We start from the raw sequence: 22001 nt of genomic DNA on the forward strand, positions 1-22001 counted from the left end.
GCACCCCTCCCTTGCAGGGAGGGGAGGCTTTTTATTCGACAGTATCTGCGGTTACCAGTATGACGCCGCGATGACCGATCGTCCGCATACGCCGCTGCTCGACACGGTGGATGTCCCCGCCGACCTCCGCAAGCTGAAGCCCGAAGACCTCCGCCAGTTCGCCGACGAACTGCGCGCCGAGATGATTTCGGCCGTCGGTACCACCGGCGGGCACCTGGGCTCGGGGCTCGGCGTCGTCGAGCTGACGGTCGCGCTCCATTATGTGTTCGAGACGCCGCGCGACAAGATCGTCTGGGACGTCGGGCATCAATGCTATCCGCACAAGATCGTCACCGGGCGCCGCGACCGTATCCGCACGCTGCGAACCGGCGGCGGGCTTTCGGGCTTCACCAAGCGCAGCGAGAGCGAATATGACCCGTTCGGGGCGGCGCATTCGTCGACCTCGATCAGCGCCGCGCTCGGCTTCGCGATCGCCAACAAGCTGAAGGACGAGCCCGGCCGGGCGATCGCGGTGATCGGCGACGGATCGATGTCGGCGGGCATGGCCTATGAGGCGATGAACAATGCCGCCGCCGCGGGCAACCGGCTGATCGTCATCCTCAACGACAACGACATGTCGATCGCGCCGCCGGTGGGCGGCCTGTCGGCCTATCTCGCCAAGCTCGTCTCGTCGCGGCCGTTCGTCGAGCTTCGCGAGATCGCGCGGCGCTTTGCGCGCAAACTGCCGCAGCCGCTCCACAAGGCGGCGAAGAAGACCGACGAGTTCGCACGCGGCATGGCGATGGGCGGCACCTTGTTCGAGGAGCTGGGCTTTTATTATGTCGGGCCGATCGACGGGCATAATCTCGACCATCTGATCCCGGTGCTCGAAAATGTCCGCGACAGCGACCATGGCCCGGTGCTGATCCATGCGGTGACGATGAAGGGCAAGGGCTATGCCCCCGCCGAGGCCGCGGCCGACAAATATCACGGCGTGCAGAAATTCGACGTCATCACCGGCGTGCAGGCGAAGGCGCCGCCGGGGCCGCCCGCCTATCAGAACGTCTTTGGCGAGACGCTGGCCAAGCTTGCCGAGACCGACAAGCGGATCGTCGCGATCACCGCGGCGATGCCGTCGGGGACCGGGGTCGACAAATTCGCCAAGGCGCACCCCGAACGCAGCTTCGATGTCGGCATCGCCGAGCAACATGCGGTGACCTTCGCCGCCGGGCTCGCCGCGCAGGGAATGCGGCCGTTCGCGGCGATCTATTCGACCTTCCTCCAGCGCGCCTACGACCAGGTCGTCCACGACGTCGCGATCCAGAATCTGCCGGTGCGCTTCGCGATCGACCGCGCGGGGCTGGTTGGCGCCGACGGATCGACCCACGCGGGCAGCTTCGACATCACCTATCTCGCGACCTTGCCCAATATGGTGGTGATGGCCGCGGCCGACGAGGCCGAGCTCGTCCACATGACCTATACTGCCGCCGAATATGACGCGGGCCCGATCGCTTTCCGCTATCCGCGCGGAAGCGGCACCGGCGTGGCGCTGCCCGAGGTTCCGCAAAAGCTCGCGATCGGCAAGGGCCGCGTCGTCCGCCAGGGCAAGACGGTCGCGATCCTGTCGCTCGGCACCCGGCTCGCCGAGGCGCTGAAAGCGGCCGACACGCTGGAAGCGCGCGGCCTGTCGACGAGCGTAATCGACCTGCGCTTCGCCAAGCCGCTCGACGAGGAACTGATCCGCAGGACGCTGGCCGCCCACGAGGTCTGCGTGACGATCGAGGAAGGCAGCATCGGCGGGCTCGGCGCGCATGTGCTGACGCTCGCGAGCGACGAGGGGCTGATCGACGCCGGGCTGAAGCTGCGCACGATGCGGCTGCCCGACGTCTTCCAGGACCAGGACAAGCCCGAGGCACAATATGACGAAGCGGGGCTCAACGCGCCGCAGATCGTCGACACGGTACTGAAGGCGCTCCGCCACAACAGCACGGGCGTCGAGGAGGCGGGCGCGCGGGCATAGGTCCGCCATCGCCGCGGCGATGGTATCGCGCGCAACCAAATTGTCGCACTTTGTCGCAAAGCCCCGAAACCGCTTGCATGGCCCCTGCCATTCGGCTGAATAGCGCCGACTCCCCAGCCGCCCGGCACAAATCAAGACCGGAATTCTGATGACGAAGACAAGGCCGCTGCTCCTGATCGGAGCCCTGTGCATCGCGACGCTTTCGCTCGGCGCCTGTTCGGACAAGGATGCGAAGGGCGGCAATCGCACCGCCGAGGTCGGCTATGTCGTCGTCAAACAGGAGGCGGTGCCGGTGACCACCTCGCTCGGCGGGCGTACCGTCGCTTTCGAGACGAGCGAGGTACGGCCGCAGGTGAACGGCGTCATCCGCCGCCGCCTGTTCACCGAGGGCGGCTTCGTCCGCGCCGGTCAGCCGCTTTATCAGATCGATGCGAGCCTTTATCAGGCGGCGGTCGATCAGGCCGAAGCGAATCTTGCGAGCGCCCGCGCCAGCGCGCAGGCGGCCGAGGAAAAAGCGAAGCGCTTTGCCCCGCTCGCGAAAATTCAGGCGGTCGCCGAGCAGGATTATACCGACGCGCTGGCGCAGGCCCGCAGCGCGCGCGCCGCGGTGGCGCAAAATGCCGCCGCGCTCGAAACCGCGCGGATCAACCTGCGCTACACCAGCCTGTCGGCGCCGATCAGCGGGCGCATCGGCCGCAGCCTGGTCACGCCGGGCGGATTGGTCAGCGCGAGCCAGGCGACCCCGCTCGCGGTGATCCAGCAGACCGACCCCATCTATGTCGACATGCAGCAGTCGAGCGCCGACCTCACCCGGCTGCGCCAGGCGCTCGCCAGCGGCGGGGTGACGCCGGGCGGCACCTCGGTGCGGCTGAAGCTGGAGGACGGCAGCGACTACCCTCTTCCCGGCACGGTGCAGTTTTCGGAAGTGACGGTCAGCGAGGAAACCGGCACGGTGACGCTGCGCGCGCGCTTTCCGAACCCTGGGGGGCTGCTGCTTCCCGGCATGTTCGTGACGGCGCTGTTCGATCAGGCGATCAATCCGGCCGCGATGCTCGTGCCGCAAACCGCGGTGCAGCGCGATTTCGACGGGTCGGCCTTCGTCTATCTGGTCGGCAAGGACAACAAGGCAGCGCGGCGCAAGATCGTCGCCAAGCGCACGGTGGGGACGAACTGGGTCGTCACCGACGGGCTGAAGCCCGGCGACAAGGTCATCAGCCAGGGGGTCGGCAACCTGCGGCAGGGTGCGCCGATCAAGCCGGTTCCGGCCAGCAGTCCGCAGCGGATAGGGGCGCCCGCGGACAAGAGTGCGGCGACGAAAGGAAAATAGGCCCCCATGTCGCGCATCTTCATCGATCGGCCGATCTTCGCCTGGGTGCTGGCGATCGTCGTCATGCTCGGCGGGCTGGGCGCGCTCTTCTCGCTGCCGCTCGAACAATATCCCGATATCGCTCCCGCGCAGGTCAATATCCGCGCGAGCTATCCGGGCGCGTCGGCCGAGACGATCGAGAACAGCGTGACGCAGGTGCTCGAACAGCAGCTCACCGGAATCGATGGCCTCCTCTATTTCAGCTCGCAATCGAGTTCGCGCGGGCAGGCCAGCATTTCGGCGATCTTCGCCAAGGGCACCGATCCCGACATCGCGCAGGTGCAGGTGCAGAACAAGATCGCCTCGGCGATCTCGCGCCTGCCGCAGCAAGTGCAGCAGCAGGGGGTGCGCGTCACCAAATCGAACGCCGATTCGCTGCTGCTCGTCGGCGTCTATGACGAAACCGACACGCGGTCGAACCAGGACGTGTCCGACTATATGGCATCGAACATCCAGGATCCGCTGTCGCGCGTCGAGGGGGTCGGCGACGTCAACGTCTATGGCGCGCCGCACGCGATGCGCATCTGGCTCAATCCGCAGCGGCTCGCCGCCGTCTCGCTGATGCCCGGCGACGTCGTTTCGGCGATCAGCGCGCAGAACAGCGAGGTCGCGGCGGGCGACGTCGGCGGCCTGCCCGCGCCGCAGGGGCAGATGCTCAACGCGACCGTCACCGCCCAGTCGCGCCTTCAGACCCCTGAACAGTTCGAGAATATCGTCCTCAAGACGCTTCCCGACGGGTCCGCGGTGCGGATCAGGGACGTCGCGCGGGTCGAAATCGGCGCCGAGAGCTATACGACCATCAGCCGCGTCAACGGCCATCCCGGCGCGGGCATGTCGATCTCGCTGTCGCCGGGGGCCGACGCGCTCGAAACCGCCGATCGCGTCAAGGCGCGGATGGAGGAGCTTTCCGCCGACTTCCCCGACGGGCTCGCCTACAGCTATGCCAACGACGCGACCGCTTTCATCAAGCTGTCGGTCAGCGAAGTGCGCAAATCGCTGCTCGAGGCGATCCTGCTCGTCGTCCTCGTGATGTTCGTCTTCCTGCAAAGCTGGCGCGCGGTGCTGGTCCCCGCAATCGCGGTGCCGGTCGTCCTGCTCGGAACCTTCGGCATCTTCTATATCGCGGGCTTCACGATCAACACGCTGACCCTGTTCGGGCTGACGCTTGCGATCGGCCTGCTCGTCGACGATGCGATCGTCGTCGTCGAGAATGTCGAGCGATTGATGGAAGAAAATCCGGGCATGTCGGCGCGCGAGGCGACGATCGAGTCGATGAAGGAATTGCAGGTCGCGCTGATCGCGATCGCGCTCGTGCTGTCGGCGGTGTTCCTGCCGATGGCCTTTTTCGGCGGGTCGACCGGGGTCATCTATCGCCAATTCTCGGTCACCATCGTCTCGGCGATGGGGCTGTCGGTGCTCGTCGCGCTGATCCTAAGCCCCGCGCTGACCTCGACCTTGCTGAAACCGCGCGCGATCCATGGCGCGGACAGCGACCGGCCGCATCGCTTCCCGCGCTTCCACGCCGCGCTGAAGCGTGCGCAGGACGGTTTCAACACCCGCTTCGACCGCTCGGTGAAACGCTATGTCGGCAGCGTGACCAAAGTCGTCGACCGCAAATGGCGCTTCCTCGGCATCTACGTCCTCATCGTCGCGCTGCTCGCGGTGATGTTCGTGCGGCTCCCCAGCGGCTTCCTGCCGAACGAGGACCAGGGCCGCGTCTCGGTCCAGTTCCGTCTGCCCGCAGGCGCGACGCAGGAACGCACGCTCGCGGTGCGCGACCAGATCGAGAAATATCTGCTGACCCAGGAAAAGGCCAATGTGGGCGCGATCTTCCTGATCGCCGGCGGCGGCGGCGGGGCGGCAGCGGGCCAGAACACCGGGCAGGGCTTCGTCAATCTCGTCGACTGGGATTTGCGGCCGGGCAAGGAGAATACGGCCGATGCGATCGCCGACCGCACGCGCAAGGCCTTGTCGGGGCTTCGCGACGCGCAGGTCTTCGCGCTCGTCCCCGGCGCGGTGCGCGGCCTCGGCGACACCTCGGGCTTCACGATGGAGTTCCAGAATCGCAGCGGGATGAGCCGCGAGGAGTTTGCCGCGGCGCGCGACCGGCTGCTCGACATGGCGAACGCCAATCCGAAACTGACCTCGGTCCGCCTGTCCGACCTTCCCGACGTCGCGACGCTGAAGATCGACATCGATACGCAGCGGCTCACCGCCTACGGCCTCGACAACAGCGACGTGAACAGCACGCTCGCGACCGCCTGGGGCGGGCGATACGTCAACGACTTCATCGACAAGGGCCGCGTCAAGCGCGTCTATGTCCAGGGCGATGCCCCCTATCGCGCCAAGCCGGAAGATCTCGGCCAATGGTATGTCCGTTCTTCGGACGGGCAGATGTCGCCTTTTTCGGCCTTTTCCAACATCGGCTGGTCGACGACGCCGTCCAGCACCTCGCGCTTTCAGGGCGTTCCTGCGTTCGAAATCTCGGGACAGCCCGCCGCGGGCACCAGTTCGGGCGAAGCGATGGACGAGATGGAGCGAATGGCCGCGCAAATCCCCGGCACCAGCGTCGCCTGGGCGGGCGCCTCCTATCAGGAGCGGCAGGCGTCGGGGCAGGCGCCCTTGCTCTATGGCCTGTCGCTGCTCGTCGTCTTCCTCTGCCTCGCCGCGCTCTACGAAAGCTGGTCGATCCCGCTCGCGGTCATCCTGATCATCCCGCTCGGCCTCGTCGGGTCGGTGTTCGCGGTGACGCTGCGCGGGCTCGAAAACGACGTCTACCTCCAGATCGGCCTGCTGACGACGATGGGGCTCGCGGCAAAGAATGCGATCCTGATGATCGAATTCGCCGAGCAGGAGGAACGAAAGGGCAAGCGCGTGATCGAGGCGGCGATCGAGGCGGCACGCATCCGTCTGCGCCCGATCCTGATGACCAGCTTCGCTTTCATCTTCGGCGTGCTGCCGCTTGCGATCGCGACCGGCGCGGGCGCGAACAGCCGCGTCGCGATCGGCACCGCGGTGATCGGCGGGATGCTGACCGCGGCGCTGCTCGCGATCTTCTTCATCCCGCTCTTCTTCGTGCTCGTCCGCCGCGGCGTGCGCGACGGGCTCGCGGCGGCGCGCCAGCGCTTCGGCAAGAAAGACGGCAGCGCGGAGGTGAGGGCATGAAACGCGGGCTCCCGATCGCGCTTCCGATCCTGCTGGCGGGCTGCTCGCTCGCGCCGAAGACAGTGCTTCCCCCGCCGCCGGTGCCGCAAAGCTGGCCGGTGGGCGACGCCTATCTTCTTCAGAGCGAAGAAGCGCTGCCGATCCTGTCGTACAAGACGATCTTCACCGATCCGCGCCTGCAGACCCTCGTCGACCGGGCGCTGGAGAATAACCGCGACCTGCGCACCGCCTATGCCAATGTCGCCGCCGCCCGCGCGCAGGCGCGGGTCAGCCGCGCGGGCCAGTTTCCCGCGCTCGGCGTCAGCGCCGGCGCAGGCTATTCCGACAGCGGGGGAAGCGGAAACGGGAGCGGCGATTTCTCGCTCCGCGGCGGTGTCACCGCGTTCGAGCTCGACCTGTTCGGCCGCCTCGCCAATGCCGCCGAGTCCGACCGCAACAGCGCGCTCGCAACCGAAGCCGCGTCGCGGACCGTCCGCCTCGCGCTGATCGCCGACCTTGCCGACATCTGGGCCGGCTATGGTGCCGACCGCGACCTGCTCAAGATCGCCGAGGATACCGCCGCCAACGCGCGCGAAAGCGTGCGGTTGACCAAGGCGCGGCTCGACGGCGGGGTCGCGCCGCGCACCGACCTGCGCCAGGCCGAACAGATTCTCGCGACCGCCGAGGATTCGATCGCGCAGCAGCAGACCGCGCTCGCGCAGGACGAAAATCTGATCCGGCTGCTCGTCGGCGCCGATTTCGACTCCGCGCTGCTCCCCGCGGGCCTTTCCGACGTGACGCCCGGCGTCGTCCAGCTTCCCGCCGGGGTCAGTTCGCAGATATTGCTGCGCCGCCCCGACGTGATCGAGGCCGAATATCGCCTGCGCGCCGCCAACGCCGACATCGGCGTCGCGCGCGCGCGGCTGTTCCCGACGATTTCGCTGACCGGCCTGCTCGGCTTCGCGAGCGATGCGCTGTCGAGCCTGTTCGACAAGGGATCGTTCAACTGGTCGGCGGGGGGCGACGCGAGCACGACGATCTTCGACTTCGGCGGCCGCCGCGCCGGGGTCGACGTCACCAAGGCGCAGCGCGACGCTGCGCTTTCGAGTTATGAGGGCGCGATCCAGACTGCCTTCCGCGACGTCGCCGACGCGCTCGCGGTGCAGGGCACGATTTCAGAACGCGTCCGCGCCGCCGCCGCGAATACGGAGGCGGCCGCCGACACCGCGATGCTCACCGACGCGCGCTACAAGGGCGGCGTCGACAGCTTCCTTTCCAGCCTCGACGCGCAGCGCAGCCTCTATGCGGCGCGGCGCAGCGAGATCGGCACGGGCCTGCTGCTCGTGCAAACGCGAATCGCGCTGTTCCGCGCCCTGGGCGGGGACAGCGGCGCCGCGCCCGACGCGGCGGCGCGCTGATTGATCTCGCGTAAAGGCGTAAAGGCGCGAAGAAGAAAATCTCGCACAAAGACACAAAGAGGGCAGTTGCACCCGCATAATTTGCATCCGGACGTACCGTGGTTAATTCGGGATTGGCCGGACGAAGTCCGGCCCATTTTCCTCAAATGACGATTAAAGCGACGCTGCGGCGGCAACTGCCCTCTTTGTGTCTTTGTGTGAGACTCTCTGAAAACCGCCCTCGCGGCCAAAAGTCTTCGCACCTTTGCGCCTTTGCGTGAGATCAATCGACGCGGCACCCGCCGCCTTGACAAGCGCCAGCGACAAAGCGCTATAAGAACATATCAGGAACAAATATGCGCGAGTCGTCTCCTCAACTCGCCGCGCTGCGCCGTCGCGTCGCGCGGCTCGCCGCCGATGGCGGTGCGGCAAGCCGTCCGGCGGGCGGCGGGCTCGCGAGCGGCTGCGCCGCGTTCGACGAAGCGCTCGGCGGCGGGTTCGCGGCGGGGCGCGTGCATGAATTTTTCGCCGCCGACGCACTCGACGCGACGAGCGCCGCCGCCTTCGCCGCGCTGCTCGCGCTCCGCACGCCGGGCATGGCGCCGCTGATCTGGCTGCGCACCACCGACGCCACGCGGCGCGCCGGTTCGATCTATGCCCCCGGCATCGCCGAACTCGGCGGCGATCCGGGCCGCCTGCTGCTCATCGAGGCTCTCGACCCCAAGCTGCTGCTCGCCTGCGCGAACGATGCGATCCGCTGCGCGGGGTCGGCGGCGGTGATCGTCGAAAGCTGGGGGAAATTTCCGCTGCTCGACCTCACCGCGGGCCGCCGCCTCGCCCTCGGCGCGCGCGATGCCGGAGCGACGCTGCTGATGCTCCGCCTCAATGCCACACCCGCGCCGAGCGTCGCCGAAACGCGCTGGAGCGTCGTCGCCGCCCCGTCGCAGGCGCTTGAAGCCGACGCTCCCGGCGCCCCCGCCTTCGACCTCGAACTGCTTCGCTGGCGCGCCGGTCCCGCGGGCGGGCGCTGGCGACTGGACTGGAACCATGACCAAAATCGCTTCGGGGAAGCGGCGCTATCTGGCGCTCTTCTTCCCGTGGCTGCCCGCCGAGCGGTTCTGCCGCACGGCGCCGCGGCCGCCTGACGCCCCGCTCGCCTTTACCGAGAAACAGCGCGGCGCGCTCCGTCTTGCCGCCGTCGACCCGCGTGCCCACGCCCTCGGGCTCGCCCCCGGCATGCCGCTCGCCGACGCGCGGGCGCGCGTTCCCGATCTTGCCATCGTACCGCACGATCCGGTCGCCGATCATGCCTGGCTCGACCGGATCGCGCAGGGTTGCGCGCGCTACACGCCGCTCGTCGCGCTCGATGCGCCCGACGGGCTGATCCTCGACATCGCGGGCGCCGAGCATCTGTTCGGCGGCGAGGCCGGAATCGCCGCCGACTTGGAGAGGCGGCTCGACCGGCTGGGGATGACGCTGCGCCACGCTTTCGCGGATACGGCCGACGCCGCCCGCGCGCTCGCGCGCTACCCCTCGCCGCCCGCCCCCGACGAGGCGGCGGCGATCCGGCGGCTGCCCGTCGCGTCGCTCGGCCTCGACGGCGAGGCGACGGTCACGCTCGTCCGCGCGGGGCTGAAGACGATCGGCGACCTCGCAAGCCGCCCGATGGCGAATATCGCTGCGCGCTTCGGCGCCGGTGCCGCAACCGCGCTGCGCCGTATCCTCGGCGACGCGCCAAGCCCGCTCGATCCACGCATCGCGCCGCCGCCGGTGATGGTCGAACGTCGCTTCGCCGAACCCTTGGGCAGCACTGCCCATGCGACCAAGGTGCTGACCGAACTCGCCGGAGAAGCGATCGACGCGCTGGCCGTTCGCGGCAAGGGCGGACGCCATTTCCGCGCGACCTTCTTTCGCAGCGACGGCCTCGCGCGCGGCATCGAGGTCGAGACGGGGCACCCGACGCGCGACGCCGGGCTCGTCATGCGCCTGTTCGCCGAACGGATGGACGGACTCGCCGATCCGCTCGATCCGGGCTTCGGTTTCGACATGATCCGTCTGACGGTGCCGCGGTTCGACCCGCTCGGCGCGAATCAGCTCAAACTCGAAGGCGGGGCGGGGCGGGCTTCGGGGGCGGCGCTGGACGAGCTTGTCGACCGCATGACGACGCGGCTCGGCCGCGGCCGTGTCCAGCGGCTGCGCGGCGCCGACACGCATATTCCCGAGCAGGCGCAGCTCGCGCTTCCCGCAATCGACGCGCCGCCGCCCGCCCCCTGGCCCGCGCCCGAAGCCGGCGAACCGCCGACGCGCCCCTTCCACCTCTTCGACCCGCCGCAGCCGATCGAGGTGATCGCCGAGGTCCCCGACGGCCCGCCGCACCAGTTCCGCTGGCGACGCGCCACCCATGCGGTGCGCCGTTACGAAGGGCCCGAGCGCATCGCCGCCGAATGGTGGCGCCGCCGCGACAATGGCGGGCTGACGCGCGACTATTATCGCGTCGAGGATGTCCAGGGTCGCCGCTACTGGCTGTTCCGCCACGGGCTTTACGAAGAGAAGGGCGATCCGCGCTGGTATATCCACGGGCTGTTCGCATGAGCGAGGCGCCGCCCGAACCCGGCTTCGCCGAACTGGTCGCCGCGACCAACTACAGCTTCCTGCGCGGTGCCTCGCACCCCGCCGAGATGGTCGCGGAAGCGCTCAACCTCGGCCTGAGCGGCATCGGCATCGCCGACCGCAACAGCGTCGCGGGGGTGGTGCGGGCGTGGGCCTTTCTGAAGGATTTGCAGGTCAAGAAGCCCGCGATGGTAGAGGGTTTCCGACTGGTGGTCGGGGCACGGCTCGCCTTCGCCGACGGCACCCCCGACATCGTCGCCTACCCCGTCAGCCGCCACGGCTGGGGGCGACTGACCCGGCTGCTTTCGACCGGCAATCGGCGCGCGCAGAAGGGCGATTGCATCCTCAATCTGGAGGATCTGGTCGACCATAGCGACGACCTGCTGCTGATCGCGATGGACGGCGACGAAGCCCTGCTCCGCACGCTCAAGCGCATACGCCCGAAATCCGTCTGGCTCGCGGCGACGATGCCGCGATCGGGCACCGATGCGCGGCGGCTGGCGGAACGCCAGCGCCTGGCGGCGGCGACCGGCGTCTCGCTGCTCGCGACAGGCGACGTGCTCTATGCAAGCCGGGAGCAACGCCCGCTGCACGATATCGTCACCTGCATCCGCGAAGGCACGACGGTGCAGAAGGCGGGCCGGCTGCTCCACGCCAATGGCGAACGCCATCTGAAATCGCCCGCCGAAATGCAGCGGTTGTTCACGGGCTATCCGGGGGCGATCGCGCAGAGCGCGAAGCTGCTCGGCCGCATCGGCTTCCGGCTCGACGATCTGCGCTACGAATATCCGCACGAGCCGGTGCCACCGGGCTGGAAGCCGTTTCCCTATCTTCACCATCTGGTGAAGATGGCGGCGGAGGCACGTTATGGCACGCCCCTCCCTCCCAAGGTGCGCCAGTTGATCGGCAACGAACTGCGGCTGATCCGCAAGCGGAACTACGTCTATTATTTCCTGACCGTTTACGACCTCGTCCGCTTCGCGCGCGCGCAGGAGCCGCCGATCCTCTGCCAGGGGCGCGGGTCGGCAGCCAACTCGATCGTCTGTTTTCTGCTCGGCGTCACCTCGGTCGATCCGATGCAGCACGAACTGCTCTTCTCGCGCTTCATGTCGGCCGAGCGCGACGAGCCCCCCGACATCGACGTCGATTTCGAGCATGAGCGGCGCGAGGAGGTGATCCAGCATATCTATGACCGCTACGGCCGCGAGCGCGCCGGGATCGCCGCGACCGTCATCCATTACCGCGCGCGCAGCACGATCCGCGAGGTCGGCAAGGTGCTCGGCTTCAGCGAGGATGTCACCGCGCGGCTCGCCGACACGAGCTGGGGAAGCTGGGGCGACGAAGTGCCGACCCAGCGCCTCGTCGAGGCCGGGCTCGACCCGCACAATGGCGAGATCGGGCGGCTGCACCGCTTCGTCGGCGAACTGCTGCAGGCGCCGCGCCACCTGTCGCAGCATGTCGGCGGCTTCGTGCTCACCGAAGGACGGCTCGACGAGCTGGTGCCGATTCACAATGCCGCGATGGAAAACCGCACCTTCATCGAATGGGACAAGGACGACATCGACGCATTGGGGCTGATGAAGGTCGACGTGCTTGCGCTCGGTATGCTGACCTGCATCCGCAAATGCTACGACCTGATGCGCGAACATGGGCTCGGCGACCACACGTTGGAACTCGACATCGATTGCGACGACCAAGCGGTTTACGAGATGCTGCAAAAGGGCGACAGCATCGGCGTGTTCCAGGTCGAAAGCCGCGCGCAGATCAACATGCTGCCGCGCCTCAAACCCAAGGAATTCTACGATCTCGTCGTGCAGGTCGCGATTGTTCGTCCCGGCCCGATCGAGGGCGATATGGTGCATCCCTATCTGAAAAGACGAAACGGAGAAGAGAAGGCCACTTTTCCTTCGCCCGCTCCGCCTCATAATCCGAACGAACTCCACGACGTCCTCAAGAAAACATTCGGCGTTCCTCTCTTTCAGGAACAGGCGATGAAGCTGGCGATGGTCGCGGCCGACTTCACGCCCGAGGAAGCGAACGGCCTGCGCCGCGCGATGGCGACCTTTCGCAACGTCGGGACGATCGACAATTTCCGCGAGAAGATGATCGGCGGCATGATGCGGCGCGGTTACGAGAAGGACTTCGCCGAACGCTGCTTCAAGCAGATCGAGGGTTTCGGCAGTTACGGCTTTCCCGAAAGCCACGCCCAGTCCTTCGCGCGGCTCGTCTATGTCTCGTCATGGATCAAGCATTACCACCCCGCGGTCTTCGCCTGCGGCATCCTCAATTCGCAGCCGATGGGCTTCTATGCCCCCGCGCAGCTCGTCCGCGACGCGCAGGGGCATGGCGTCGAGGTGCGCGCGGTCGACGTCAATGCCAGCCATTGGGACAACAGCCTCGAACGCACTGACGACGGCAGTCTCGCGCTGCGGCTCGGCTTTCGGCAGGTCGACGGGTTCCGCGAGATATGGGCGGACGCGATCGACGAAGCTCGCGTCACCGCGCCCTTTACCTCGGTCGAGGAACTCGCGCGCCGCGCGGACCTGCCGAGCCGCGCCTTGCGGCTGCTCGCCGATGCCGATGCGTGCCGGTCGATGGGACTCGAACGGCGGCCCGCGCTGTGGGATGCGCGGCGGGTGCGGCAGGGGGTGCTGCCGCTGTTCGACGCGGCAGAAACCGACGAGCTCGGACAGGAAGAGGATGCACAGCTTCCGTCCACGCCGATGGCCGAGCATGTGCTCACCGACTATCAGACGACGCGGCTGTCGCTGAAAGGCCATCCGATGGCGTTCCTGCGCCCGCGCTTCGCCGCCGAAGGCGTGCTCAGCGCGCGCGAGGTCGCGGCGGCGAAGAACGGGTCGATCGTCCGCACCGCGGGCGTCGTCCTGATCCGCCAGCGGCCGGGCAAGGGCAATGCGGTGTTCATCACGCTCGAGGACGAGAGCGGGATCGTCAACATCCTGCTCTGGGCGCGCCTTTTCGAGCGCCAGCGCCGCGCCGTCATGGCGTCGCGGCTGATGCTCGCCGAGGGCGAGGTGCAGCGCAGCAAGGAAGGGGTGATCCACCTGATGGCGACGCGCATCACCGACTGCACCGACCGGCTCGACGGACTGGGCGACGAGGCCATGCCGGGCGGGCCGATGCCGCGTCACGGCCATCCGCGCGATGTTCGCATCCTTCCGAAGTCGCGCGATTTTCATTGAGGGGCGGGGCGGCAGGCCATTCGGTTCACGCGGAGACGCGGAGACGCGGAGGGGGAGTGTTTGCCGCGAAGCGGCCTTTCTCTTCCAGTTGTCGGCTTTTGGCTCACCCTTGGATAGCAAAAGGGCCTGTCGGCCTGAACGATCTCCTCCGCGTCTCCGCGTCTCCGCGTGAACCGAATGGCCTGCCGCCCAATAAAAGACGCCCCGGCTGTGGGGAGCCGGGGCGTCGGATCAGGCCAATAAAGGGACCAACCAAAGTTGGCCTGAATTTCTGTTTGCGAAGCTTCCGCTTTAGCCGCGGAGCAGGTTCATCACGCCCTGCGCGCTCTGGTTCGCCTGAGCGAGCATCGCGGTCGAGGCCTGCGCCAGGATGCCGGCGGCGGCAAGCTTGGTCGATTCGGCCGAGAAATCGGCGTCTTCGATGCGCGACTTCGATTCGTCGAGGTTGGTGACGCGCGCCGTCAAATTGTCGACAGCCGCGCTCAGACGGTTCTGCTGCGCACCGAGGTTGGCGCGTTCGCTGGCGACCTTGTCGATCGCGGTGTCGAGCGTCGCCAGGGCGCCGGTGGCGCCGGTAGCAGTCGCGACCGAGAGCGCGTTGACACCAAGCGTCGTCGCATCGAGCTTGGCAATGGTGATGTTCACCTTTTCACCGCTCTTGAGGCCGGTCTGGATGTCGAAGCCGGTCGTCGCGCTGCCGTCGAGCAGGACGTTGCCGTTGAAGGTCGTCTGCGTCACGATGTCGCCGATCTGCGAGATCAGCGCGGTGACTTCCTTCTGCACCAGCGTGCGGTCGGCATCGCTGAGCGTGCCCGTCGAGGCCTGCATCGCGAGATCGCGCATACGGATCAGGATGTCCGAGATGCCGCCGGCGCCGCTGTCGGCGGTCTGCGCCAGCGAAATGCCGTCGTTGGCGTTGCGGATCGCCTGGGTGAAACCGCGCGACGCAGCGTTCATGCGGGTCGCCACGGCGAGGCCGGCGGCGTCGTCCTTGGCGCTGTTGATGCGCTTGCCGCTCGACAGACGTTCCATCGCCGTCGCCTGCATATTGTTGGCAACACGCGAGCTGTTCTGGGCGCGGAGCGCGCTCACATTGGTGTTGATGACAGTCATGTTGTTCCTTTCCGGCCCGTTGGCCATTCCCGTTTCGTGAGGGCTCGGCGAGCGGTCACGGAGGCAGTAACGGCGACCCGCGCGGTGGATTAAGCGGCTGCGTCAAAAAAATGTCGAAGATGGCATTAAGCCTGTTCGGTAGCCAATCAAACCCCTGAAAAACAGCCAATAAAATTTATGGCACGGGCCTTGCATTCTTCTTTGGCGTGCGGCGCGAGGCCGCGCACCAGGACGGATGAAAGCTTTATGAGCACGATTGACTCGAGCCGGCTGCTGCAGATGCGCAGTTCGATCCTCAATCAGAACCAGGCGCTGCAACGTGCCGCCGGTCGCGGCACCGCGGGCGGGGTCGACGGCCTTGGGGGCGGCGCGGCTGGCGCGCCCGATTTCGGCGCCGCGATCAGCAACGCGCTGCAACAGGTCAACGCCCAGCAGAATCGCGCCAGCGACCTCAGCGAAGCCTATGAGCGCGGCGACACCCACGACATCGTCAGCGTGATGATCGAGCGGCAGAAGGCCTCGCTCGGCTTCGAGACCACGCTGCAGGTCCGCAACAAGCTGCTCTCTGCCTATCGCGACATCATGAACATGCCGGTGTAACCCATGGCCGAAACCCAGATCCTGACCCCCGTCGACGAAAGCCCGAACCGTCTGCCCGTCCCCGCGATGGGCGGCCGTTTCGCGCCCGTTCAGCAGTTCGTCCGCCAGCCCGCCGTTCAGCGCGCGCTACCGATGATCGCCACCACCACCGCGATCGGCATCGCCGCGCTCGCTTATTTCATGACCCAGTCGGCCCCGCAGGCCCAGCTCTTCGCCGGGCTCGACGACAACGACAAGGCCGCGGTCGCCGACGCGCTCCAGTCGCAGGGGATCGGCCACACGATCGATCCGGCGACCGGCGCGCTGACCGTCGACGCCGACAAAGTCTATCAGGCGCGCATCGCGCTCGCGGGGCAGGGCCTGCCCAAGGCGGCGCCGAGCGGCGACAGCCTGATCGCCTCGCTGCCGATGGGGTCGAGCCGCGCGATCGAAGGCGAGACGCTGCGCTCGGCGCGCGAAGCCGACCTGTCGCGCACGATCGAGACGATCGACGCGGTGAAGAGCGCGCGCGTTCACATCGCCGCCGCCGAGCCGAGCCTGTTCGTCCGCGAGGACAAGCCCGCCACCGCTTCGGTGATGCTGACGCTGCAGAACGGCCGCTCGCTTTCCGACGGCCAGGTGCAGGCGATCCGCTTCCTCGTCGCTTCGTCGGTTCCCGGCATGAACGCCGATCAGGTGCAGGTGATCGACCAGCGCGGGGCGCTGCTGTCGGACGGCGCGTCGAACGGCGACATGAAGGCCTTCCAGCTCCAGACGCAGGTCGAGGATCGCTTCCGCCGCGCGCTCGACACGCTGCTCGGCCCGATGCTCGGCGCCGGCAATTATACCGTCGAGGTTCATGCCGACGTCGACATGTCCGAAAGCCAGGCGACGCGCGAGAGCTTCCCCAAGGACGACCGCGCGCTGACCAGCGAACAGGTCACGCGCACCGTCAGCGGCGAGGGCGTTCCCCCCGCCGTCGGCATCCCCGGCGCGCTGTCGAACCAGCCGCCGCAGGCCTCGACCGTCACCAACGCCGCCCCCGTCCCGACGGCGCCCGGCGCTCCCGCGGCGCAGACCAACAGCAACGAGAACGCCACCCGCGCCTATGAGGTCGGCCGAGAGATTTCGGTGACGCATCAGCCGCAGGGCCAGCTTCGCCGCGTCTCGGTCGCGGTCGCGCTCAACCAGGGCAAGAAGGCGCTGACCCAGACCGACATCGCGAAGATCGACAGCCTGGTGAAGGGCGCGATCGGTTTCGACGCGGCGCGCGGCGACATGGTCGCGATCAATCAGCGCCCCTTCGTCCAGGTCGAGGATGCCGCCCCGGCCTTTTACGACCAGCCCTGGTTCCTGCCGCTGGCCAAGCAGGTCGGCGCCATATTTGCCGCGCTGCTCGCCTTTTTCTTCATCGGCCGCCCGCTGATCCGCGCCGCGAAGCAGCGCGCGACCCAGCGCGCCGAGCGCGAGGCGCAGATCGAGGAGACGTTGCTCGCGGTGACCGAAAATCCCGCCGCGCTCGCCAGCCCGCACGCCAGCAGCGAAATCACGCTCGAGATGATCGAGGCCGCCCCCAGCTATGAGGCGCGCGCCAATCTGGTCCGCGAATTCGTCCGCCAGGATTCGGCCCGCGCCGCGCTGGTCGTCCGCCAGCTGATGCAGGAGGGCGCCCGTGCCTGACGTAATCGATACCGATATCGACGCCGAAATCGAAACCCCGCGCGGCAAGCCCGCGATCGAGGGCGCGTCGGCGGCCGCGATCCTGCTGATGCTGCTCGACGAAAGCGAGGCCGCGACGATCCTCAAGCATCTGGGCCCCGAGGAAGTGCGTCAGCTCGCCAAATCGATGTTCGACACCGCCAATGCGAGCGAAGGCCAGATCGAGCAGGCGCTCGACCAGTTCGTTTCCGAAAGCCGCAACGTCAGCGCGCTCGCGGTCGGCGCCGACGCGCGCATCCGCACCGTGATCCACGATGCGGTCGGCAATGTCCGCGCCGATAATATCCTGGCCGCGGTCGCGCCGCAGTCGAGCGCCGCATCGCTCGAGATGCTGCGCTGGATGGACGTAGACGCGATCAGCGCGCTGCTCGCGAACGAGCATCCGCAGGTCGGCGCGCTGATCCTGTCGGTGCTCGTCCCCGATGTCGCCGCGCGTGCGGTCGAGACGCTCGACGAGGGGTTGCAGGCCGAACTGGTGCTGCGCGCCGCGCAGCTCACCGCCGTGCCGGCCGCCGCGATCGAGGACCTCGAATCGGTGCTCGCCGCCGCGAACGTCGGCGGCCAGCGCGTCGCCAAGCGGCCGATCGGCGGCCCCGGCGACGTCGCCAAGATCATGAAGAAGATGCCGAAGCAGCTTTCGGAACGCACGATCCGCGCGCTCAAGAAGCAGGACAAGCTGCTCGCGCAGATCATCGAGGAAGAGATGTTCATCTTCGAGAATCTGCGCGATCTCGACGCCAAGAGCCTCGGCACCGTGCTGCGCTCGGTCGACGCCGCGCAGCTCGCCGTCGCGCTCAAGGGCACCGACGCCGACATGGTCGACCGCTGCCTTGCCACCATGTCGAAGCGCGCGTCGGAAACGATCCGCGACGAAATGGCCGAAATGACGATGGTCAAGCGCACCGACGTCGACGAAGCGCAGAAGGCGATCATGCAGATCGTCCGCCAGATGGCATCGAGCGGCGAGATCATGATCGCGGGCGCGGGCGACGATTATGTCTGATCGCGCCGCCGAAGCGACCGTCGTCTCGCTCGCCGCGCTGATGGCGGAAGGACGCGGCTTTCGCCCGCTGCATTTCGGCGCGCCGCTGGTCGCCGAGACGGTTCCGGTCGAACCGGCGCCCGCCGCCGCGGAGCCCGCCGACGATCCGTTTGCGCAGGGTCTTGCCGAAGGGCAGCGCCTCGCCGAAGCCGCCTTCGCGGTCGAACGCGAGCAGCTTCTGGCGCTCGTCGCGGGCGCCGAGGCGCTGCAGGACGAACCGAGCGAGGAACTGGCGCAGCTGATCGCCGAAACGGTCGAACGGCTGGTCCGCCAGATCGTCGGCCGCGCGCCGATCGACGCCGAATGGCTGCAGACGCAGGCCGACATCGCCGCGGCGATGGTCGCCGAGGCCGACAAGGCGCGCACTCTGTGGGTCAACCCCGCCGACGCCGCGCTGCTGATGGACGCACCGATCGCGCTGCCGGTCGAGGCCGACCCGACGATGATGCGCGGCACCGTCCGCATCGAAACCTCGGCCGGCTGGATCGAGCACGGCCGCGCCGTCTATCTGGGTGAACTGCGCGCCGCGCTCGGCGGCGAGGAGATCGCCGCATGACGCGCCGCCTCGCCCTGACCGCGCAACAGTTGCTCGCGCCCGTCGAACTCCGCGACGCGAGCCCGCGCCGCATCGGCACGCTCGTCGCGCACGAGGGGATCATGCTCGAAGTGTCGGGCTTTCCGCAGCCGCTCGGCAGCAACGTCCGCATCAAGTCGGCGAACAATGATTATGTCTATGGCGAGGTCGTCGGCTTTCGCGGTCACCGCAGCCTCGTCCTCCCCTTCGACACCAACATGCCGCTCGTCACCGGCGCGCCGGTCGAGCCGCATGGCGCGAGCAGCATGGTCGCCTGCGGCAAGGCGCTGCTCGGCCGCATCATCGACGCGCAGGGCCATCCGCTCGACGGCCGCCCGCCGGTCAAGTCGCAGTTTCAGTGGCCGCTCGCCGGCCGCAAGGTCAATCCGCTGCGCCGCGGCCGGGTGACGAAGCCGCTCAACATGGGGGTGCGCGCGATCAACGGCCTGCTCACCATCGGCGAGGGTCAGCGCGTCGCGATCATCGCGGGCTCGGGCGTCGGCAAGTCGGTGCTGATGGGCCAGATGATCGCGGGCACCGAATGCGACGTGATCGTCGTCGGGCTGATCGGCGAGCGCAGCCGCGAGGTCAGCGACTTCGTCGAAACCAAACTGCCCCCCGCCGTCCGCAAGAAATCGGTCGTCGTCGCGGTTCCCGCCGACCATCCGCCGCTGCTGCGCCTGCGCGCCGCGATGCGCGCGACCGCGATCGCCGAAGCCTTCCGCGCCGAGGGCAAGAAGGTGCTGCTGCTGATCGACAGCCTGACCCGCGTCGCCCATGCGCAGCGCGAGATCGGGCTGACGCTGGGCGAGCCGCCGACGATGAAGGGCTATCCGCCCTCGACCTTCGCTCTCATCCCCTCGCTCGTCGAGCGCGCGGGCAACGACAGCCTGACCGGCGGCTCGATCACCGCGCTCTACACCGTCCTCGCCGACGGCGGCGACATCGACGATCCGGTCGTCGATTCGGCGCGCGCGATCGTCGACGGACATATCATCCTGTCGCGCACGCTCGCCGAACAGGGCGTCTATCCCGCGATCGACGTCGCGCGCTCGCTCTCGCGCACCATGGCCGATTCGGTCGACCCCGATCATGCCGCCGCCGCCGCGCGCTTTCGTCAGCTCTGGTCCGCCTATGAAGAGAATCGCGATCTGATGCTGATGGGCGCCTATGTCGCCGGCGGCGATCCGGTGCTCGACACCGCGATCGCGCGCCACGCCGATCAGCTCGCCTTCGTGTCGCAGGCCGCCGGCACGCAAGTCGATTTCACCACCTCCCGCAACGCCCTGATCGAAGGATTTACTGCATGAACGCCCGCACCGCACGCCGCAAACGCATCATCCGCGTGCGCTCCGTCGAACATCAGATGGCCGAGGCCCATCTCGCGCGCGCCACCGGCGAGCTCGCGAGCCTCGTCGAACTGTCGAAGCGCCTCGAGGGGCTGCGCACCGACCTGGCGATGGCGAAGGGCGCGGTCGCGGGCCGCGCGCTCAACACGATCGGCGAGCTCGGCATGCGGCTCGACATGGCGAAGGAAAATCTCGCCGCGCCGCTCGTCAATGCCGGCATCCGCCGCGACGAAGCCGGGATGCTCGCCCAGAGCGCGATGATGAAGGAAGAATCGGCGGTCCGCCTCTACGAGCGCAGCCGCAAGTCGGCCGAGGCCGAGATGGAGCGCCGCAGCGACGCCAACCGTCCGCATCGCCGCCGGACGATGAGCCTGCGCCTGATCGAGGGCGGCGCGGCATGATGGCTGCCCCCGCCCTTCCCCAGGCGCAGACCGGCCTCGCGACGATCCTCGCCGCGCTGGGTCCGGCGACGCCCGCCGACAGCGATGCCGGCGGCTTCGAGCAACTGCTCGCCAGGCTGCCGGGCAGCGCGCTGCCGGCCGGTCCGATCGCGCTCACGCCTCCCTCCAACACCTCTGTCCCGGCCGCCCCGAGCGCGGTCGTTGACGGAGAAGCGGACATGGTGCTTCCCATGGCAACGACCCTTCCGACGGCGACGGCGCCGCTGTCTTCGGCCATCGGCCCGCTCCGCGCGCATCCCGGCGCCGCATCGGTTCAGATATCGGACACGGCGATCCTGCCCGAGGCGTCCGCCGAGCAGCCCTCCACGCCCGCCGCGAAACCGGCCGAGGCGACGCCGACGCCCGACGCCGCCGTTGCCGCGAGCCTGCTGATCGCCGTGGCGACCCCGCGCACTACCGCGAAGCCCGCGGTCGATGCGCCCGGAAAGCCCCTCGAAAAGGTCGATGCCAAGGCCGACGACGCGGACGGTGACGCTCCCGTCGGGACCGACGCTCCCGATGCACGCGCCGCAGAGCCGCCCGTCGCGACGACCGTGACCGCCGATCCGGCACAGTCGGCCCCTGTCTCTGCCGCTACCGCTGCCGCCGTGGCAATGGCAGCGAATGCGGCTCCGACACCCACCGGCCGACCCGCGAAGACGTCCGAAACGAAAGAGGCGGCGCCGCGATCGACGGCGGCGGCCCTGCCCACCACGGCGGGCAAGACCGCACCGACGCCCGACGCTCCCGCCGTTGCTCCAGCGCGTCCGGCCGACAAGGCCGTCGCGACCGCCGCTTCCAAGCCCGCTCGCGAAGAGGCTCTTGCCCTCGCCCCGGCGCGTCCGGTCACGGCGGAAAGCGCCGCCTTGCCGACGTCGGCCGCGAAACCGGCCGCCGATCCCGCGCCGCTCCGGCCCGTGGCCGACAGCGGCGCGTCGATGGCGGTGCTCTTCGGCCAGCCCGCCGCACCGGGCATCGCAGCCCCCGCTTTGGCCCAGGCCGCCGCACCGGTCACCGAACGCCTGCTCGACATGGGCAGCGACGACCAGTGGATCGCCCAGCTCGCGACCGACATCGCCGCGACCAAATCGGAAAGCGGCGACCTCAGCTTCCGCCTGATGCCGCGCCACCTCGGCCGGCTCGACGTCGCGATGAAGATGGACGACAGCGGCGGCGTGTCGCTGAAGCTCGACACCCAGCATGAAGCGACCGCGACGATCGTCACCGCCGCGCAGCCGCGTCTCGTCGAGGATCTGCGCCAGCAGGGCGTGCGCGTCGCCGAGGCGCAGGTCACGCATACGCCCGCCGAGACCGGGCGCCAGCAACAGCAGCAGGGCCAGAGCGGCCGGAATGCTGCTCCGAACGCCAGCCATCTGATCGAAACCGCCCCCGAGCGCCCCGGCGCCGACCGCAATGAACGCGCCGCGGATCGCCGCGGCCGCTTTGCCTGACCCCGAAAGGCCTGA

15 protein-coding genes are annotated in these 22001 nt (G+C 68.3%); 14 read left to right on the top strand and 1 reads right to left on the bottom strand.

Features of this window, described 5'->3' with window-relative positions:
* The first annotated feature begins 70 nt into the window (after nt 1–70).
* From dxs to ACVENA_RS18105, 7 genes are all read left to right on the top strand, one after another.
* Nucleotides 71–1999 carry a 1-deoxy-D-xylulose-5-phosphate synthase gene (dxs, locus tag ACVENA_RS18075; RefSeq protein ID WP_449326516.1) on the top strand — a complete coding sequence of 643 codons (1929 nt, stop codon included), beginning with the start codon at nt 71–73 and terminating at the stop codon, nt 1997–1999.
* A 148-nt stretch (nt 2000–2147) separates the two neighbouring features.
* The gene (locus tag ACVENA_RS18080) at nt 2148–3326 is read left to right on the top strand and encodes an efflux RND transporter periplasmic adaptor subunit (protein ID WP_449326517.1); all 1179 of its coding nucleotides are present in this window, start codon (nt 2148–2150) and stop codon (nt 3324–3326) included.
* A 6-nt stretch (nt 3327–3332) separates the two neighbouring features.
* Nucleotides 3333–6530, top strand: a complete 3198-nt coding sequence (locus ACVENA_RS18085) for an efflux RND transporter permease subunit (protein ID WP_449326518.1) — start codon at nt 3333–3335, stop codon at nt 6528–6530.
* Nucleotides 6527–7927 carry an efflux transporter outer membrane subunit gene (locus tag ACVENA_RS18090; RefSeq protein WP_449326519.1) on the top strand — a complete coding sequence of 467 codons (1401 nt, stop codon included), beginning with the start codon at nt 6527–6529 and terminating at the stop codon, nt 7925–7927. Before ACVENA_RS18085 ends, ACVENA_RS18090 begins: the two co-directional genes overlap by 4 nt.
* Before the next feature lie 335 nt (nt 7928–8262).
* A complete protein-coding gene (locus ACVENA_RS18095; protein WP_449326520.1) occupies nt 8263–9051 on the top strand; it encodes an ImuA family protein in 789 nt (262 codons plus the stop codon).
* Nucleotides 8954–10498, top strand: a complete 1545-nt coding sequence (locus ACVENA_RS18100) for a Y-family DNA polymerase (RefSeq protein WP_449326521.1) — start codon at nt 8954–8956, stop codon at nt 10496–10498. The genes ACVENA_RS18095 and ACVENA_RS18100 overlap by 98 nt, the downstream gene beginning before the upstream one ends.
* Entirely contained in the window at nt 10495–13719 is a 3225-nt protein-coding gene (locus tag ACVENA_RS18105; RefSeq protein ID WP_449326522.1) for an error-prone DNA polymerase, read from the top strand. The genes ACVENA_RS18100 and ACVENA_RS18105 overlap by 4 nt, the downstream gene beginning before the upstream one ends.
* A 291-nt stretch (nt 13720–14010) precedes the next feature.
* Here ACVENA_RS18105 and ACVENA_RS18110 read toward each other — a convergent pair whose 3' ends face one another.
* Complete coding sequence (locus ACVENA_RS18110; protein ID WP_257545761.1) at nt 14011–14832, bottom strand: flagellin N-terminal helical domain-containing protein; 822 nt, start codon at nt 14830–14832, stop codon at nt 14011–14013.
* Between the two features lie 246 nt (nt 14833–15078).
* Here ACVENA_RS18110 and fliE point away from each other — a divergent pair, with 246 nt between their 5' ends.
* Genes fliE through ACVENA_RS18145 form a run of 7 tightly spaced genes read left to right on the top strand, consistent with a single transcriptional unit; the run spans nt 15079 to nt 21986 of the window.
* Nucleotides 15079–15432: a flagellar hook-basal body complex protein FliE gene (gene fliE, locus ACVENA_RS18115; RefSeq protein WP_257545763.1), complete on the top strand. Its 354-nt coding sequence runs from the start codon at nt 15079–15081 to the stop codon at nt 15430–15432.
* Nucleotides 15433–15435: 3 nt separating this feature from the next.
* Nucleotides 15436–17091, top strand: a complete 1656-nt coding sequence (fliF, locus tag ACVENA_RS18120; protein ID WP_449326523.1) for a flagellar basal-body MS-ring/collar protein FliF — start codon at nt 15436–15438, stop codon at nt 17089–17091.
* On the top strand, nt 17084–18133 hold the full coding sequence (locus tag ACVENA_RS18125; protein ID WP_449326524.1) for a flagellar motor switch protein FliG: 1050 nt from the start codon (nt 17084–17086) through the stop codon (nt 18131–18133). Before fliF ends, ACVENA_RS18125 begins: the two co-directional genes overlap by 8 nt.
* Nucleotides 18126–18728 carry a FliH/SctL family protein gene (locus ACVENA_RS18130; protein ID WP_449326525.1) on the top strand — a complete coding sequence of 201 codons (603 nt, stop codon included), beginning with the start codon at nt 18126–18128 and terminating at the stop codon, nt 18726–18728. Before ACVENA_RS18125 ends, ACVENA_RS18130 begins: the two co-directional genes overlap by 8 nt.
* Entirely contained in the window at nt 18725–20056 is a 1332-nt protein-coding gene (locus tag ACVENA_RS18135; protein ID WP_449326526.1) for a FliI/YscN family ATPase, read from the top strand. Before ACVENA_RS18130 ends, ACVENA_RS18135 begins: the two co-directional genes overlap by 4 nt.
* Nucleotides 20053–20496 (top strand): hypothetical protein, encoded by a 444-nt coding sequence (locus ACVENA_RS18140; RefSeq protein ID WP_329627248.1) that lies wholly within the window; start codon nt 20053–20055, stop codon nt 20494–20496. Before ACVENA_RS18135 ends, ACVENA_RS18140 begins: the two co-directional genes overlap by 4 nt.
* Complete coding sequence (locus tag ACVENA_RS18145; protein WP_449326527.1) at nt 20493–21986, top strand: flagellar hook-length control protein FliK; 1494 nt, start codon at nt 20493–20495, stop codon at nt 21984–21986. Before ACVENA_RS18140 ends, ACVENA_RS18145 begins: the two co-directional genes overlap by 4 nt.
* The last annotated feature ends 15 nt before the right edge of the window (nt 21987–22001 follow it).

Source organism: Sphingopyxis sp. 550A (assembly GCF_053569535.1).